Source organism: Herbaspirillum sp. alder98, assembly GCF_020179755.1.
Taxonomy (GTDB): Bacteria; Pseudomonadota; Gammaproteobacteria; order Burkholderiales; family Burkholderiaceae_D; genus Herbaspirillum.
In genome coordinates, this window is record NZ_JAIUCY010000001.1 from 168,056 (window position 1) to 183,257 (window position 15,202).

Consider the following 15,202-nt stretch of genomic DNA (forward strand, 5'->3'; position numbering starts at 1 on the left):
AAAAACGGAAGATCCGACTCCGATGCTGACGAACGAACATCAAACGAAAATCGGGGGAAAATCAGTAAACTAATAAACCTTGAGGGCGCAAGCCGCCCGGGATGCCGCAAGTGACACCCCCGATAGCTTGCTGCGTCGGGATGGCTTAAAACTCGTTAAGAACGGAACCGACCACTGCCACGCCGGACTGCGACAACTGCTCGCTCAAGCCGCGCACTGCCGACACATGGCTCAGGTGCTTGCGGGCCACGATCATGGCAGCGCCGGCGCGCACCGCGACGGTCTGGACGTCGGCGTATTCATTGCCGGCGGCGGTATCGATCAGGATCACGTCGAAGGCAGGCGCCAGCTCAGCCAGCAGTTGCGTAAAGGCCGGGCGGCCCAGCAGTTCCTGCGGGTTGGGTGCCTTGGGACCGGCCGGCAACACCGACAGGCCGAGCAAGGCCGGGATGCGGATGACGGGATCTTCGCCGCGGCCGGTCAGCATCGACGACAGGCCACTGGAATTCTTCAGGCCGAACAACTCATGCTGGCGCGGATGACGCATGTCGGCGTCGATCAGCAGCGTACGTTCGCCGAGTTGCGAAAACACCACCGCCAGATTGGCGGCCAGGAAGCTGCGACCTTCGCCACGGCCCGGGCTGGTCACGGCCAGCACCTTGCGATCGGCTTCGGTATCGAACCAGCGCAACATCAGCTGGCTACGCAGTGCGCGCAGCGCCTCGACCTGCGCATCGAACGGGTTGTAGGCCGCAATCAGCTCGGCGCTGACCGCGCTCTGGCCCTTGCGCAAATAGGGATAATCGAACTGGCTCGACAAGGCTTGATCGATGTCTTCCTGCGTCAGCAGGCGCAACTCGATGGCGGCGTCGCCGAAGCGCATGCCCTTCTCTTTTTGCAGACGCAGGATGCGCTCGGCGTTGTCAGGGGTCAGCGCGCCGCTGTCGATCAGGATGGCGCCGATCGAACGGCCTGGCAGCTTGCCACCGGCACTGCTGGTGGGTTCGGATTGAAATTGTGCGGTTGTCATATTGTTCTGGTTCCGGTGAGGTGGCTCAATCGCAGGAGTCGGGACGCATCAAGCGCCCAGGGCCGCCGTTTTACGACGCTGCCAGAAGCGACGCTTGGTCAGCGTCGACTTTTGCGCCCTTTCAATCACACCCAGCACAGGGCCGCCGGCCAGGCCCTGCATGTCGGCCGTCGAGCGCACGCGACGGTTCAGCAATTCCAGCACCAGAGCTGCAAGCACACCCAGGAATGTACCAACGAACAATGACAGGATGATGTTGAGCGGAATCTTTGGTGCCCATGCCTGCAGTGGTGGATAAGCCACCGACAGCACGCCGATGTCTGACTGCACCGCCGACACGTCCAGGTTCACCTGGGTAGCGCGCTGGGAGATCGTCTTGTAGGCATCCTGTGCGCTGTCGAGTTCACGTTGCAGTACAGACAATTGATCGCGCTTGCGGTTCAGGTCCAATACCTTGGCTTTCTGCGAGGCAACAGCGGCGCGCAATTCGGCTTCGCGCTTGACGAATACCGCCGCATTGTTGCCCACGGAATTGGAGGCGATGCCGATCTGGCGGTTCAACTCGGCGCGCAGGTTGTCGGCATCGGCCTTGGCTGACAGGTAATCAGGGTGCTTGGTGCCCAGGCGTTGCGACAACTGCGCCAGTTTGGATTCGGACACGCCCAGATTGGCCTTGAGCGTCTGGATCAGCGTATTGTTGGCCACGTCAGGCGACTCGCTTGCACCAGGACCGCTGGCGGCAGCACGACGGGAAGTCGCCTCCATCGCCTGGGCCTGGGCCATCACCAGTTGCGTCGACAGATCGCCCAGACGGGTGTTTTCGACATCGTAGTGATTGTCGGTATTGACGATGCCGTTATCTTCCTGGTACTTCGACATCTTGCGCTGCGCTTCGTCATAGGCTTCACGACGACGCTGGATTTCAGCGGCGAAGTAACTCGACGCTTGCTGCGACGGCGCCACCTTCAGGTCGATGCTGACCTGTTGATAGGCAGTGGCGAAGGCGTTGACCACGGCCGCGGCAAACTGCGGGTCGCTGTTCTTGTAGGTGATCTCGAGCACGTTGCTGTCACGCGAAAGCACCACGTCGATCTTCTTGAGCAGCAATTGCGCCAGCCAGTCGCGGAAGTCGCCGACGCCGCCGGTCTGCTCTTCATACAGGCGACGCGCGTCTGCACTTTGCGCCAGTTTCAACGCATCCACCGCTTTCAGGGCGACCGCCTTGCTGTTGATGATATCGACCTGCGTGGGCATGTAGCCCGGCGTCAACTGGGCTGGCAATGCCAGACCGGTCAGCGCATCGGTGCCCTTGAAGTTCATCACCAGGCTGGTGCTGGCCTTGTAGGTCTTGGGCATCAGCAGGCTCAATACCACGGTGACGAGCACCACGGTGGCAAGCACCTTCAGGATGAGGCCCTTGCGCGCGCGCAGGATAAGAAATAACTGGGCAAAATTCATGAGCAGACTCTCGATCTTATATTCTGGTTCGGTACGGTCAAAACAGGCCTGTGCGACTAATCAGAACCAGCTTTCGCGGATGTACAGGATGTCGTCCGGTTGCAGCAAGGTGTCATCGTCGACCTTGATTTCGGTCAACTTGCCGTCGGCGCCGCGACGCTTGATCTTCATGCCGCGCTCGGTGCCGCGTGTGGTCAGGCCACCACCGGCCGAGAGACCCTGCAGCACGGTCATGGCGTGTTCCAGGCGATACATGCCAGGCCGTTGAGCTTCACCATAGATAAAGAATTTCTGGGCGCGTTCCACCACCAGCACGTCATCCTTCTGCAGCACGACGTTCTTGGCCTGGTCACCGCCATTACTCAACTCCCAGAGGTTGATCTGTTCGCGCGTGGTGACGCCATCATCGGTGCGCACCAGGGTGACGATGTCGCCGCCATCAGGCGTGACGCCTCCGGCATTGGCAACCATGTCGGTCACGGTGCGGGGGCCGTCGAGCACGTAGCGGCCAGGCTTGGTCACCTGCCCCAGCACGGCCACCTGCTGGCTGACCATGTTGGTCACCAGCACGTTGACCTGCGGGTCACGCATGAAGCCCTTGTCGCGCAACTGGTTGGCAATCTTCTGTTCGGCGCCGGTCGACGACAGGCCGACCACGCGCACTTCGCCGATCAGCGGCACGGTGATGGTGCCACTTTCGGTGACCCGGGTTTCGGTCGGTTGGTTGACGTCGCCATAAATGGTGACGCGCACCACGTCGCCAGGACCTAAAGGTACGTCCGCCGCATGCGCTCCTCCCTGGAAGAGCATCATGATCAGAGCCAAGCAAGCCATCATTTTTTTCATCTTTGCCACCTCGATTGCACTGCGTTTTTAATATTGATTGGATATCGGGACTGGGGGATTGCCTGTTGCCGCATCTGTTACTTCAATCCGGCCACTCCGCGCTGGATGTGCCCGTCATCGGCTTTCTTGCCTGCCGCGCCGGCGGCCGGGCTGGCTGCAGCGGGCGCCGCCTTCAGGATCGCTTCGCCGCGCGCCAGGTATTCGATCTTGGCCGCAGACCTCAGCGGCGTAATCTGCGCGTTGACCTGCTCGGTATACTTCTGGGCCGTCAGCAACTGGCGAATCTGCGGTGCGGCTGCATTTGCGCCCAGCGGAATCGACTTGGAGTCGGCCAGGGACACCAGCAGCGTCTGCCCGGCTTCCTTGACGACAAACAGGGTGCCGAGTTCCATGGTGCGCAAGCTAGTGGCCATCACCGGCGGCAACTCGGAGCTGAAACGGTTGACGGTTTCACGCCGGAAAGGCACGCGCTGGGTATTGAGGAAGTTAGCCACTTCATCGATACTTTTCTTACCGGTCATGAACTTCTCGATCTCGGGCGTCATGGCTGACGGCTCGATGATCAATTCATTGAATTCATACTGGCGTCGCTGACCAAAACTGTCGGGCGAGTCCTTGTAGAACTGGGCGATCTCCTGCTCGCTCGGCGGCGTCACGTTACCGGTACGGCTGCCCACGTAGGCTTGCGCCAGCACCGTGTCGCGCGCCTTCTGCAATTCGGCCAGCACCGCCGGATCTTCATCGAGCTTGGCTTTCTTGGCCGCATCCACCAGCAACTGGCGATTGATCAACGCTTCGAGCAGCGTCGACATCGGCAAGTTCGGCGACGTCTTCACTTCGGCATTGAGTTGGTGAATGGTAATTTCACTGCCATTGATCCTCACCAGCGACTGACTGGAATCCTTGGATTTCTCACCGCATCCGGCCAGCGCCAGCAACACGCCTGCAAAAATGAGACCACGAGACAATTTGGGCTTTCGCATTTCAATTCGCATTTTCTTGTTTTCTTGGTTCGATTCAACTGGCTCCCCGGCTCGCCGGACACAGCCAGGCGGGCGCGAAGGTGCACCAGGCAACATTCTCATTGGCCGACATGGCCAGCGTCATGCCGTCAAATACTTAGTAAGCGTTATCGCGTTTCAACACGATGCGCACGGTCTGGAAGATGATCCACAGATCGAACACCAACGACCAGCGACGCAGGTATTCCAGATCGAACTCGATGCGCGCCTTCATCTTGTCGAGGGTCTCGGTTTCACCGCGCAGGCCATTGACCTGGGCCCAGCCGGTGATGCCGGGCTTGACCTTGTGACGCAACATGTAACCCTTGATCTGCTTGCGATAGAGCTCGTTGTGGGCGATCGCATGCGGACGCGGCCCGACGATGCTCATGCGCCCCTGCAGCACATTGAAGAACTGGGGCAATTCATCGAGCGAACTCTTGCGCAGGAAGCCACCGATCTTGGTCAGGCGCATGTCGCCCTTGGTGGCCTGGGTCACGGCGCCGCCGTCTTCCATCACCGTCATCGAACGGAATTTATAGACCACGATCTCTTCGCCATCCAGGCCGTAACGACGCTGCTTGAAGATCACGGGGCCTGGCGAGGTAGCCTTGACGCAGATGGCGATGACCAGCATCACCGGCAGCAACAGCAGCTGTATCACCGAGGCCAGCACGATGTCGCTGACCCGCTTGACGAAATTGTTCATGCCATGGAACGGGGTCTCGCAGATCGCCATCACCGCCATGCCGCCGACATAGTCGAAGCGCGCCTGAATCAGGTTGAAGATATAGATATCAGGAATGAAGTAGATCGAGGCCGTGGTGTCTTGCAGTTCGTCGATCACTTGCAGCACCCGTGGCTGGGCCGAGATGGGCATGCTGATATAGACGCTGTTGATGCCGTGCTCGCGTACATAGGCGCCCACTTCCAGCATGCCGCCCAACAGCGGCGTGTAGGTGCCAGCCGGCTGGCGACCGATCGCGCGGTCGTCGAAGAAGCCGACCAGGTCGACCATCAGCGTCGGATAATCGTTAAGGCGTTCGGCCAGCTTCAGGGCGGTCGGATTGACGCCGATGATGATGGCCTTCTGCACATCGCCCTTGGTGCGCAGGTCTTTCATGACGCGCTGCTGAATGTGCTGGGTCACCAGCAGGCCAAATGGCGCACCGATGATCCACGGCATGATGACGCGCAGCGAAAACTGACTGTAGAACTCGCATACGTAACCCAGCAACACCAGGATGGCAACGATCAGGATCCAGTCGATGAAGATCGGGCTGACCAGCTTGATGGCCTTGGCATTCTTGCGCAGGCGACGCTCATGCAGCTCGCCGAACACATACGAACTGACGAAGAACGTCATGATCGACAGCACCCAGTAGTCGCCCGTAAATGGCAGGTGCTCGACCTTGGTGATGAGCCACAGATAACAGACGATCAGGGCCGGCTCGAGCACGCGCTTGAACAACATCGCCAGCGAATGCGGCTTGATGTTGGACAGCGGCATATGATCATGCATTTCTTTCATTGCTGGCCTCAAAACTCGTAGCGGGTTGTCAATGCCACACCGTTGGAGACGTATCCGAAAGTGTCGATATTGGACTGCAGGTTTTCACGGTAGATCGATGCCACCAACGACAGCGAGTTGATCGGCATGTAGGTCACGCTCAGAGTGGCTCTTTCATACTTGTCGCGGCGACCCGACGGGGTCAGCCCTTGGATCAGGACAGCGCCGTTGTAGTTTCGTTTTTCGTAATCGATCAAGCCGTCGAAGCGCAACTTGTCGCTCGACGCCAGCGTGGCGGCCAGACTGACGCCATTGGTGAGCGCATAGTTCGCGTCCACGTCATTGAGACCACCGATCTCGCGCCAAAGATTCATCGAAAACGAGGTCTTGCCAGTGGCCAACCAGTCGCCGATCAAGCGCGCATTGAACCCGGAATAGTTAGTACTTCCGCCGCTCTGGCGCTTGCGATCGACCATGCCACCCAGAAACTGCAAACGCGTCTTGCCACTGTACAACCACAACACCTTGGCCTTGAGTTCGTCCTGCGTGAAAGAGTTATTGATCAACGCGCCATTGATCGTTGTCGAATACGGATAGTTGCCTACCGTGTGCCGGGCTTGCACGCCGACCGTGCTGCCACTGCGCGGCGTATAGTCGAGACCGAGCTCGGAAATGTTCTGCGTAAAGGTATTGACCTGCTGCGAAGGAATGCTGTATCCCAGCGACAACTGCGTAAACAACGCGCGTAGCGTCCAATCCGGATGCATCTTCAGCCCCACCGACGCAAACTTGCTTTGCGTGGTACGGATGTTGCGCTCGAAAACACGGAAATTCTGAAATGGTGTCAGCGCTTGCGAGTACACATAGCCCACGCCACCACTCAGAAAACGGCCAGCAACCCAGCTCCAGTTAGCCTTCAGGTCCTTGCCGTCGTTATCGAATGCTGAAAAATTATCAAACTTGGTGCGGTTAACGCTGGCGTCGATCGTGAAACGCTGACGCCCGAGCAACTTGTTAATACGCAGCCCACCGACGGTGGTGCTGTATGAGTCCGACATCTTGTCGGTTCCCATTACGGACTGCGCCTGGGCCGCGTCGCGCAGCCGCAAGACGTTGTCGTCATACGTAATCGAATATTGCGCGTAGGGCGTAACTACGTCGTCATTGACGGGAGCATTCGCATAGGTGTAATTCTGCTGGGCGCAAGCCAATGAGCTTGTCAGAACCGCAATGATCCCTGATGCGACCCGGATAGAAAAACTGGTATTTACCTGCAACGTCATTCTACCCAATGCCCTTTCTTTTTATAAATTTGCAACAAAGGATGCTTGTTTTCCGCCAAATTGCTGCGCCGCAACAGGAAAAAAGTTAGGCTCAATCATGCATCATTTTTTGTGATTTTGCAAAAAAATCTAAGCAGGATTATTGCCAACCAGAAATTTATGTGATAGTCGTTTTATCTGCAGAAAACATCAATCAGATAAGCTCGCCACCGCTTGTAGGACAACAGGAAATTATGTGGAATCTAGTTACTTTTCTAGGAGATAGCAGCTTCACGGTGCCAGCGGCACTCCTGATCTATCTCTGGCTTTGCTTTAATCGTCTCTGGCGCCAGTCAATCCGCTGGGCACTTTGTTTTGGTCTGACGATACTATTCGTCTCACTGACCAAGATTATCTTCATGGGCTGGCAAATCGCGCCGCTTTTACTAAATTTTACGGGTGTCAGCGGCCACGCCGCTTCTGCCACGACGCTTTATCTGTCGCTCGCCCTACTCTACTCACATGCTGCACCGCATCGCAAACAGCTATTGACGATCGCCGCAAGCCTGGGCCTGGTGCTGCTCATTGCCATTTCGCGGCTGGCCATCAAGGTGCACTCGCCATCCGAAGTGATCGCCGGCGTCGCGCTGGGGATCATCGCCGCGCTAGTTTTCAGACGCGGATTTCGCCCACCTGCCGCTGGCACCAGACCACTGCGCGGCCGCTCCCTGGTCGCATTACTGTTGATGCTGATCATGCTGGCGACCAACGGCACCCCGGCGCCAACCCAGGATCTGCTGATGCAGATCGCCATGACCCTGTCCGGTCGTTCCACGGTCTACGGCAGGACCCAACCGCTATAAATTAAAGGCGCCCGATTCACATCGAGCGCCCTTGATACCCATCCTGACAGGCGAACATCAGCTGCGATCTTCGCCTTTCTTGCGACGACGCATCGCGGTGAAACCCAGCAGCGCCAACCCGCCCAGCATGCTGGCGTAGGCCTGAGGCTCGGGCACAGCCGAGATGTTGCCGCTGAAAGCCTGGAGGTGAATTTCACCGTTCTGCTGCAGGCTGTTGACGTAGACACCGCCTTCGATGTTCTGGTTATTGGTCAGCGTCGCCTTGGTGGCCAGGATCGAACCACCGAACTGGGCGTTGGTGGTGATGCTGGTGGCGTTATAGAAATTCCAGATAATGGCGCTGCCCAGCGATTGCGCCTGGCCGCCCAGGAAGTTGGCGCCAATGGTGGCCGACGTCACGCTGGAATTGATGATGATGGTGGTGGCGTGGCTGACGGCAAAAGTAAATTCGCCTGCCGCGAACAGCGCTGCACTGGCGGCGTTGTCGAGATTGAACACGGCCACGCCTGCGGAGTTGCCCACCGCATTGAAGGTGGCTTTGTTGCCGCTGATCGAGATGGTGCTGTTGGCGCCTGCGGCCTTGAGCTTGTCCGAGACCGCTTGCAGGGTCGTGCCGAAATTGGTCGAGGTCGACGCCGCCAGGTTGGTCTGCATCAATGCCGTTGGCGTACTCGCCTGTCCGCCATTGAAGTTGCTGCCGCTCTTGGCACCGCCGACATATGCCGGGCCATTCAGGTTGCTGCCGCTGACGCTGCCGGCGACATAGGAAGAGCCGGTATTGACGGTCGAATTGGAAAGGGTGCCGTTGATCACTGCGCCCAGACCATTGACCTTCACGTTGGTCGCATTGCCCATCACCGTCAGGCCTGCATAGCTTGATGCCGCAGTGCTGCTGGCATGCTGGACCATGTCGCCGCCGTTCAGGCTGCCGCCCACAAAGACGCGGCCATCGACGTGGGAATTGGAGTTGGCGTTACCCAGTGTGACCAGGTTGAACTGTTGCAGGATCTCGGTGCCTGTCAGGCCAGTGGCGGCATGGGCCGAACCCGAAAATGCGAAAGATATCGATGCAGCTGCGGCAACCAGTGCCAGCAGCGACGTTGGGCGACCAAACATGCAACCCCCTTGGGCGAGTAAGCTTTTTGTTTTAGAAACTAAGTTCTTTAACGAAACAAGCTGCAAATCAAGAATCAGGACGTTCGAATCAATTTAGATCAAACGTTGTAAATATTTCATTAATTGTAAACCAGCCAACATCAACTCATCAAGCGCAATCCCGCTACCAGAGCGGATTTTTTAGATTTTTAGGCATTGTCGGAATACAAGATTCCTATGGTCAATATTGCAACAATCAAATCATCCCCCTGGCACCGCTCATTCTCGCAATACGGGAATCACTAACAAATCAGGTCTTTACCTCGCTACGCAGGATCATGTAGATCGCCTCGTCGCCATAGCTGGCAAGTCGTGCCCATGGTCCTTCCGCGGATTCGTCGGCCACGGCAAATCCACTTGCCTGCCAATACGGGACGGACCCATGCACCGCAACCAGCGTGGCATAGGCCAGACGGTAATGGCGCATCAGAAAATGCATGCGCGCAACCAACGCGCGACCCAGTCCGAGACCGCGCGCCTTCGGCAGCATTGCGACATCGTGCAGATGCAGACTATCTGCATGCGGTGCGATGGCCCGAAGAAGACTATTGAGTGGCGGCGGCAAGCCACGACACGCGGGATGCATGATGCTGTAGCCGAGCAACGCCGACTCGGCGCCCTCTTCCACCGCGACCAGGCAACCCGGTGCGAACAGCGCGAGCCGCTCGGCGAACACCGCTTCGGATTCGAAATAGCCGACATGCACGCAAGCCGCGATCTCCATCACTTGCGGCAGATCCGCCGCCGTCATCTCTCGCCAGAAATAGGCCATTGCCTGGCTCCCTACTGAAATTGATTGAGACCGGACTACACCGGCGTAAAAAAACCGCGGCATTGCCGCGGCTTCGTTTTAGCGCGTCCCGGACCGGACTCGTCAGGTTGACACGCCGGGCTTGAGCAACTGCAATACGGCCAGCAGTTCGGTGCGCACGCCTTCGATTGCTTCTTCATCAAGACTGATGGGCGGCGGCGTCTGGATTTCTGGCTGTTCCGGTTCCTGGCTGCCATCGAGCTTGTTGCGCGCGCCGCTGATGGTAAAGCCTTGTTCGTACAGCAGTTCGCGGATGCGACGGATCAACAGCACTTCGTGGTGCTGGTAATAGCGTCGATTGCCACGTCGCTTGACGGGCTTGAGCTGGGTGAACTCCTGCTCCCAGTAGCGCAGCACATGCGGCTTGACGCCACACAGCTCGCTGACCTCACCAATCGTGAAATAGCGTTTGGCAGGGATAGGCGGCAACACCACCAGTGCAGGTTTGTTAATGCGATCGTTCATAGATTAGGCTGACATCTCAAGCGGCTTGACGCTCGAATCCTCGACCATTTCCTTCAGCTTTTGACTTGCGTGGAAAGTAACCACGCGCCGCGCGGTGATGGGGATTTCTTCACCGGTCTTTGGATTGCGCCCCGGGCGTTGTGGCTTGTCACGCAACTGGAAGTTGCCGAAGCCGGACAGCTTGACGGCTTCACCACGCTCGAGGGCATTGCGAATTTCATCGAAGAATGTTTCGACCATATCCTTCGCTTCGCGCTTGTTCAGACCGACCTGCTCGAACAAAAGTTCGGCCAGTTCAGCCTTGGTCAGCGTGGGCAGGTTCTTCTCGGCCTGCGAGCGCGCGTGTGATTCAAGCACGGCGCGCTGCAGATCGGCGTCCAGCACAGATTGAAACTCGTTCGAATTCACGTTGTTCATGGCGAAAGTGACGGTGCCTGCGACCAGTCTGTTGTTATTGTCTTGCGGGTTCATCAGGCACGCAATCTGGCGCCAAGCTTTGCGCTTGCGGCTGTCACCAGTGCGTTCATCGCAATGTCGACCTTGTCATCCTGAAGGGTGTTTTGAGTATCTTGCAACGTGAACCTGAACGCAAGACTTTTTTCGTCGCCCTCAAGCCCTTTGCCTTGATATTCATCAAATAAAACAATGGCTTGGATGATACTGCAAGCAGCGTTGTCATTCTTTTCAGCAGCAAATACGTCCAGCAATTGCTGGGCTGCGACCGGCTGCTTGACCACCAGCGCCAGGTCGCGGCTGACCGCCGGGAATTTCGAAATTTCGGCATACGAAGGCAGGTCGCGCTGCTGCAAGGCATCGGCATCGACTTCGAACAGAACCGGCGCCAGCGGCAGGTCATACTTTTGCTGCCAGCGCGGATGCAGTTCACCAATCACGCCGATGGCCTGCTCACCCAGCAACACCTGTGCGCTGCGGCCAGGATGCAGCGCCGGGTGCTCGATACGGGCAAAGCGCAGTGCGCGCGGTGCGAACAGGGCTTCCAGATCGGCCTTGAGGTCGAAGAAGTCGACATTGCGGCTGGCCTGGCCCCACTGCTCTTCCAGCACCGGGCCGTATGCCAGCGCAGCGACGCGCTTGGGCTGGTCGAAACCGGCCACCGACAATTCGCCGTCGACTGCAGCAGGATTCTTGGCGAACACGCCGCCGGCTTCGAACACGCGAATGCGGCCGGCCTTGCGGTTGATGTTGTAACGGGCGTTGGCCACCAGACCGGCAAACAGCGACGAGCGCATCACGCTCATCTGGCTGGCAATCGGGTTGAGCAACTTGATGGGATCGGTATTGCCGGCGAAATCGGCTTCCCACGCAGTATCGACAAAGCTGAAGTTGATCACTTCCTGGTAATCAAGGTCGGCCAGCTGGCGACGGATCGCAAACAGCGAACGCGTGTTCTCGGGCGCGATGCGCATCGCATTGGCGGCCACCGGCGGCAACGCGGGGATGTTCTCGAAGCCATAGACGCGTGCGACTTCTTCGATCAGGTCTTCTTCGATTTCGATATCGAAGCGATACGAAGGTGGCGTCACCGAGAACAGGCCAGGTTCCTGGCTGAACTGCAGACCCAGGCGCTTGAAGATATCGGCGACCATGTCGTCGTTGATCGCCACGCCGATCACCTTGGCCGCGCGTGCAGTGCGCAAGGTCACGGGCGCACGTTGCGGCAGGTTGACCACCTGGTCATCGATCGGACCGATCCGGGTCTGGGCCGTACCGCAGATCTCGATCAGCAAGGCGGTGATGCGTTCGATATGATCGACCACGGTGGCGAAGTCGACGCCACGCTCGAAGCGATGCGCTGCATCGGTCGAAAAGTTATAGCGACGCGCACGGCCCTGGATCGCCTGCGGAAACCAGAACGCGGCTTCGAGGTAGATGTTGGTGGTGTCGAGCGAGACGGCAGTGGCGTCGCCGCCCATGATGCCGGCCAGCGATTCGAGTTCCTTGTCGTCGGCGATCACGCCGACCCATTCGTCGACTTCGACAGTGTTGCCATTGAGCAGCTTGATCGACTCGCCCTTGCGGCCCCAGCGTACGTCGAGGCTGCCATGGATCTTGTCGAGGTCGAAGACATGCGATGGACGCCCCAGCTCCAGCATGACGTAGTTGGAGATGTCGACCAGGGCCGAGATCGGGCGCTGACCGCTGCGCTCCAGGCGTTGCTTCATCCATTGCGGTGTAGCAGCGTGGGCGTTGAGGCCACGAATGACACGACCGGCGAAGCGACCGCACAGGTCCGGCGCCGAAATGCGCACCGGCAGTTTTTCGTCGAGGCTCACCGATACCGGCTGGAACACGGGCGCCTTCAACGGCGCGCCGGTCAGCGCCGACACTTCGCGCGCCACACCCAGCACCGACAGGCAGTCCGCCTTGTTGGGGGTCAGCTTGATGGTGAACTTGAGGTCGTTCAGTTGCAGGTAGTCGCGGAAATTCTGACCGACCGGCGCATCATCGGGCAGCTCCAGCAGGCCGCCATGCTCTTCGGACAGTTTCAGCTCACGCGCCGAGCACAACATGCCCTGCGATTCGACGCCACGCAGCTTGCCGACCTTGATCTCGAACGGCTTGCCATCGGCGCCCGGCGGCAGCACCGCGCCCACCATCGCGCACGGCACCTTGAGACCGGCACGCACATTGGGCGCGCCGCAGACGATATTGAGGATGGTGCCGGTGTGCACGTTGACACGGCAAACGTTAAGACGGTCGGCATCAGGATGCTTGCTCACTTCCAGCACTTCGCCCACCACCACATTGGTGAAGGGCGGTGCAACCGGCTCGACCTCTTCCACTTCGAGGCCGGACATCGTCAGCAAATGCGAGAGTTCATCCGACGTCATGTTCGGATCGACCATCGTACGCAACCAGTTTTCAGAGAATTGCATGATTCAGACTTTCGGCTATGCACCAACACGCGCCGCGATCATGCGCGGCGCCGCTCGTTATCGGTTTAATTGAATTGCTTGAGGAAGCGCAGGTCGCCTTCGTAGAACAGGCGCAGGTCGCTGATGCCATAGCGCAGCATGGTCAGGCGCTCAAGGCCGGAGCCGAATGCAAAACCGATGTACTGCTCGGGATCGAGACCCATGTTGCGCACCACCGTCGGGTGCACCTGGCCGGCGCCGGAGACTTCCAGCCAGCGGCCCTTCAGGGGACCGCTGCCGAAGGCGATGTCGATCTCGGCCGAGGGTTCGGTAAACGGGAAATACGACGGACGGAAACGCACCTGCAGATCGTCGGTCTCGAAGAAGGCCTTGACGAAATTGAGGTAGACGCCCTTGAGGTCGGCGAAGCTGATGTCTTCGGCAATCCACAGGCCTTCGACCTGATGGAACATCGGCGAATGGGTGGCATCGCTGTCGACACGATAGGTGCGACCCGGCGCGATGACCTTGATCGGCGGCTTGTTCATGCGCGCATAGCGCACCTGCATCGGGCTGGTGTGGGTACGCAGCAGCAGCGGCTTGCCGGCGCTGTCGTTGCCTTCGATGTAGAAGGTATCCTGCATCGAACGTGCAGGATGGTTTTCGGGGCTGTTGAGCGCCGTGAAATTGGTCCAGTCGGTTTCGATCTCGGGGCCGTCGGCCACATCGAATCCGATCGAATGGAAGATCTCTTCGACGCGCTGCCAGGAACGCATCACGGGATGGATGCCGCCGGCGCCACGGCCGCGGCCCGGCAAGGTGACATCGATGGCTTCGGCATTCAGGCGCGACTGCATCTGCGCATTGGCCAGTTCGTCGCGACGCGCGGTGAGCGCGGTTTCGATTTTCTCTTTGGCGACATTGATGATCGCCCCTTGCGTCTTGCGCTCTTCCGGCGCCAGCTTGCCCAGGCCCTTCATCTGCTCGGTAATCTGGCCGGTCTTGCCCAGATACCTGGCTTTGGCGTTTTCCAGGGCGGCGGCATCAGTGGCGCTGGCAAAGTCGCTCTGCGCCTGCACCACGAGTTGGTCTAGGGGATTCATGCGGTAAATCTCGCTCCAATCGAAAATCCGACGACGAAGTCGAAAAGAAGAAAATCCACGAATGCGTGGATCAAAAACATACGGGGCATCGGTATTTCACCTCTGCCCCGCAGGATTTTGCAGCGCCGGCTGCTGTTGTACTTCATGCGTCATGCATCAGCGGCCGGCTGCCGCATCAACACGCTGGCGATCAGGCCGCAGCGATGTTGGCCTTCACCTGATTGACGATGGCCAGGAAAGCAGCCTTGTCGGTGACAGCCATGTCGGCCAGAACCTTGCGGTCCAGCTCGATCGAAGCACGCTTCAGGCCGTTCATGAACACGCTGTAGGTCACGCCATGCTGACGAGCAGCGGCGTTGATACGAGCGATCCACAGGGCACGGAAAACGCGCTTCTTGTTACGGCGATCGCGGTAGGCGTATTGACCTGCACGCATGACCGCTTGCTTGGCAATGCGGTATACGTTTTTGCGACGACCACGGTAACCCTTGGCAAGGGCGAGGACTTTTTTGTGACGGGCACGTGCTGTTACCCCACGTTTGACTCTAGGCATAGTAGCTCCTTTAGTATGAGTGTGAGGTTAAGCGAACGGCAGCATTGCGCGCACGGAATTCATGTTTGTGTCATGAACTTCCACTGCACCGCGCAATTGACGCTTGTTCTTGGTGGTCTTCTTGGTCAGGATGTGACGCTTGAAGGCTTGACCGCGCTTGACAGTACCGCCCGGGCGCACGCGAAAACGTTTCTTCGCGCTGCTCTTCGACTTCATCTTAGGCATAGCAAATCTGTCCTTTTGGACAGCTCCATTTTTTGATGATTGCA

At 58.5% G+C, this 15,202-nt stretch carries 15 protein-coding genes; 1 reads left to right on the forward strand and 14 read right to left on the reverse strand.

Annotated features, from left to right (window positions below; all coding sequences use genetic code 11):
- Positions 1-145 precede the first annotated feature (145 nt).
- The 6 genes from epsG to epsL form a co-directional block, all read right to left on the reverse strand.
- Entirely contained in the window at positions 146-1,030 is an 885-nt protein-coding gene (epsG, locus tag LBW87_RS00790) for a chain length determinant protein tyrosine kinase EpsG (RefSeq protein WP_225199536.1), read from the reverse strand.
- A gap of 48 nt (positions 1,031-1,078) precedes the next feature.
- A complete protein-coding gene (gene epsF / locus LBW87_RS00795) occupies positions 1,079-2,488 on the reverse strand; it encodes a chain length determinant protein EpsF (RefSeq protein ID WP_225199537.1) in 1,410 nt (469 codons plus the stop codon).
- 60 nt (positions 2,489-2,548) lie between these two features.
- Complete coding sequence (epsE, locus tag LBW87_RS00800) at positions 2,549-3,301, reverse strand: polysaccharide export protein EpsE (protein WP_320442704.1); 753 nt, start codon at positions 3,299-3,301, stop codon at positions 2,549-2,551.
- Between the two features lie 110 nt (positions 3,302-3,411).
- Positions 3,412-4,317: an EpsD family peptidyl-prolyl cis-trans isomerase gene (locus tag LBW87_RS00805; protein WP_225199539.1), complete on the reverse strand. Its 906-nt coding sequence runs from the start codon at positions 4,315-4,317 to the stop codon at positions 3,412-3,414.
- Positions 4,318-4,453: 136 nt separating this feature from the next.
- On the reverse strand, positions 4,454-5,866 hold the full coding sequence (locus tag LBW87_RS00810; RefSeq protein WP_225199540.1) for an undecaprenyl-phosphate glucose phosphotransferase: 1,413 nt from the start codon (positions 5,864-5,866) through the stop codon (positions 4,454-4,456).
- An 8-nt stretch (positions 5,867-5,874) separates the two neighbouring features.
- Positions 5,875-7,128: an XrtB/PEP-CTERM-associated polysaccharide biosynthesis outer membrane protein EpsL gene (epsL, locus tag LBW87_RS00815; protein ID WP_225199541.1), complete on the reverse strand. Its 1,254-nt coding sequence runs from the start codon at positions 7,126-7,128 to the stop codon at positions 5,875-5,877.
- 161 nt (positions 7,129-7,289) lie between these two features.
- On the opposite strand from epsL, the gene LBW87_RS00820 reads away from it, so the two are divergent.
- A complete protein-coding gene (locus LBW87_RS00820) occupies positions 7,290-7,970 on the forward strand; it encodes a phosphatase PAP2 family protein (RefSeq protein ID WP_225199542.1) in 681 nt (226 codons plus the stop codon).
- Positions 7,971-8,027: 57 nt separating this feature from the next.
- Here LBW87_RS00820 and LBW87_RS00825 read toward each other — a convergent pair whose 3' ends face one another.
- The 8 genes from LBW87_RS00825 to rpmI form a co-directional block, all read right to left on the reverse strand.
- Positions 8,028-9,086 (reverse strand): choice-of-anchor A family protein, encoded by a 1,059-nt coding sequence (locus tag LBW87_RS00825; RefSeq protein WP_225199543.1) that lies wholly within the window; start codon positions 9,084-9,086, stop codon positions 8,028-8,030.
- A gap of 289 nt (positions 9,087-9,375) precedes the next feature.
- Entirely contained in the window at positions 9,376-9,897 is a 522-nt protein-coding gene (locus LBW87_RS00830; protein ID WP_225199544.1) for a GNAT family N-acetyltransferase, read from the reverse strand.
- Between the two features lie 102 nt (positions 9,898-9,999).
- Positions 10,000-10,401 carry a MerR family transcriptional regulator gene (locus LBW87_RS00835; RefSeq protein ID WP_225199545.1) on the reverse strand — a complete coding sequence of 134 codons (402 nt, stop codon included), beginning with the start codon at positions 10,399-10,401 and terminating at the stop codon, positions 10,000-10,002.
- A gap of 3 nt (positions 10,402-10,404) precedes the next feature.
- Entirely contained in the window at positions 10,405-10,818 is a 414-nt protein-coding gene (locus LBW87_RS00840) for an integration host factor subunit alpha (protein ID WP_081496423.1), read from the reverse strand.
- Positions 10,819-10,871: 53 nt separating this feature from the next.
- Positions 10,872-13,298, reverse strand: coding sequence for a phenylalanine--tRNA ligase subunit beta (pheT, locus tag LBW87_RS00845; RefSeq protein WP_225199546.1), 2,427 nt, complete (start codon positions 13,296-13,298; stop codon positions 10,872-10,874).
- Positions 13,299-13,363: 65 nt separating this feature from the next.
- Positions 13,364-14,380: a phenylalanine--tRNA ligase subunit alpha gene (gene pheS, locus LBW87_RS00850; protein WP_225199547.1), complete on the reverse strand. Its 1,017-nt coding sequence runs from the start codon at positions 14,378-14,380 to the stop codon at positions 13,364-13,366.
- A 190-nt stretch (positions 14,381-14,570) separates the two neighbouring features.
- Positions 14,571-14,933 (reverse strand): 50S ribosomal protein L20, encoded by a 363-nt coding sequence (rplT, locus tag LBW87_RS00855; RefSeq protein ID WP_008113576.1) that lies wholly within the window; start codon positions 14,931-14,933, stop codon positions 14,571-14,573.
- A gap of 27 nt (positions 14,934-14,960) precedes the next feature.
- Positions 14,961-15,158, reverse strand: coding sequence for a 50S ribosomal protein L35 (gene rpmI / locus LBW87_RS00860; protein ID WP_008113577.1), 198 nt, complete (start codon positions 15,156-15,158; stop codon positions 14,961-14,963).
- Positions 15,159-15,202: the final 44 nt, after the last annotated feature.

What these genes read in the sequence shown, in the direction of transcription:
- epsG (WP_225199536.1), bottom strand. Translation starts at nt 1,030, where the DNA reads ATGACAACCGCACAATTTCAATCCGAACCCACCAGCAGTGCCGGTGGC.
- epsF (WP_225199537.1), bottom strand. Translation starts at nt 2,488, where the DNA reads ATGAATTTTGCCCAGTTATTTCTTATCCTGCGCGCGCGCAAGGGCCTC.
- epsE (WP_320442704.1), bottom strand. Translation starts at nt 3,301, where the DNA reads ATGATGCTCTTCCAGGGAGGAGCGCATGCGGCGGACGTACCTTTAGGT.
- LBW87_RS00805 (WP_225199539.1), bottom strand. Translation starts at nt 4,317, where the DNA reads ATGCGAAAGCCCAAATTGTCTCGTGGTCTCATTTTTGCAGGCGTGTTG.
- LBW87_RS00810 (WP_225199540.1), bottom strand. Translation starts at nt 5,866, where the DNA reads ATGAAAGAAATGCATGATCATATGCCGCTGTCCAACATCAAGCCGCAT.
- epsL (WP_225199541.1), bottom strand. Translation starts at nt 7,128, where the DNA reads ATGACGTTGCAGGTAAATACCAGTTTTTCTATCCGGGTCGCATCAGGG.
- LBW87_RS00825 (WP_225199543.1), bottom strand. Translation starts at nt 9,086, where the DNA reads ATGTTTGGTCGCCCAACGTCGCTGCTGGCACTGGTTGCCGCAGCTGCA.
- LBW87_RS00830 (WP_225199544.1), bottom strand. Translation starts at nt 9,897, where the DNA reads ATGGCCTATTTCTGGCGAGAGATGACGGCGGCGGATCTGCCGCAAGTG.
- LBW87_RS00835 (WP_225199545.1), bottom strand. Translation starts at nt 10,401, where the DNA reads ATGAACGATCGCATTAACAAACCTGCACTGGTGGTGTTGCCGCCTATC.
- LBW87_RS00840 (WP_081496423.1), bottom strand. Translation starts at nt 10,818, where the DNA reads ATGAACAACGTGAATTCGAACGAGTTTCAATCTGTGCTGGACGCCGAT.
- pheT (WP_225199546.1), bottom strand. Translation starts at nt 13,298, where the DNA reads ATGCAATTCTCTGAAAACTGGTTGCGTACGATGGTCGATCCGAACATG.
- pheS (WP_225199547.1), bottom strand. Translation starts at nt 14,380, where the DNA reads ATGAATCCCCTAGACCAACTCGTGGTGCAGGCGCAGAGCGACTTTGCC.
- rplT (WP_008113576.1), bottom strand. Translation starts at nt 14,933, where the DNA reads ATGCCTAGAGTCAAACGTGGGGTAACAGCACGTGCCCGTCACAAAAAA.
- rpmI (WP_008113577.1), bottom strand. Translation starts at nt 15,158, where the DNA reads ATGCCTAAGATGAAGTCGAAGAGCAGCGCGAAGAAACGTTTTCGCGTG.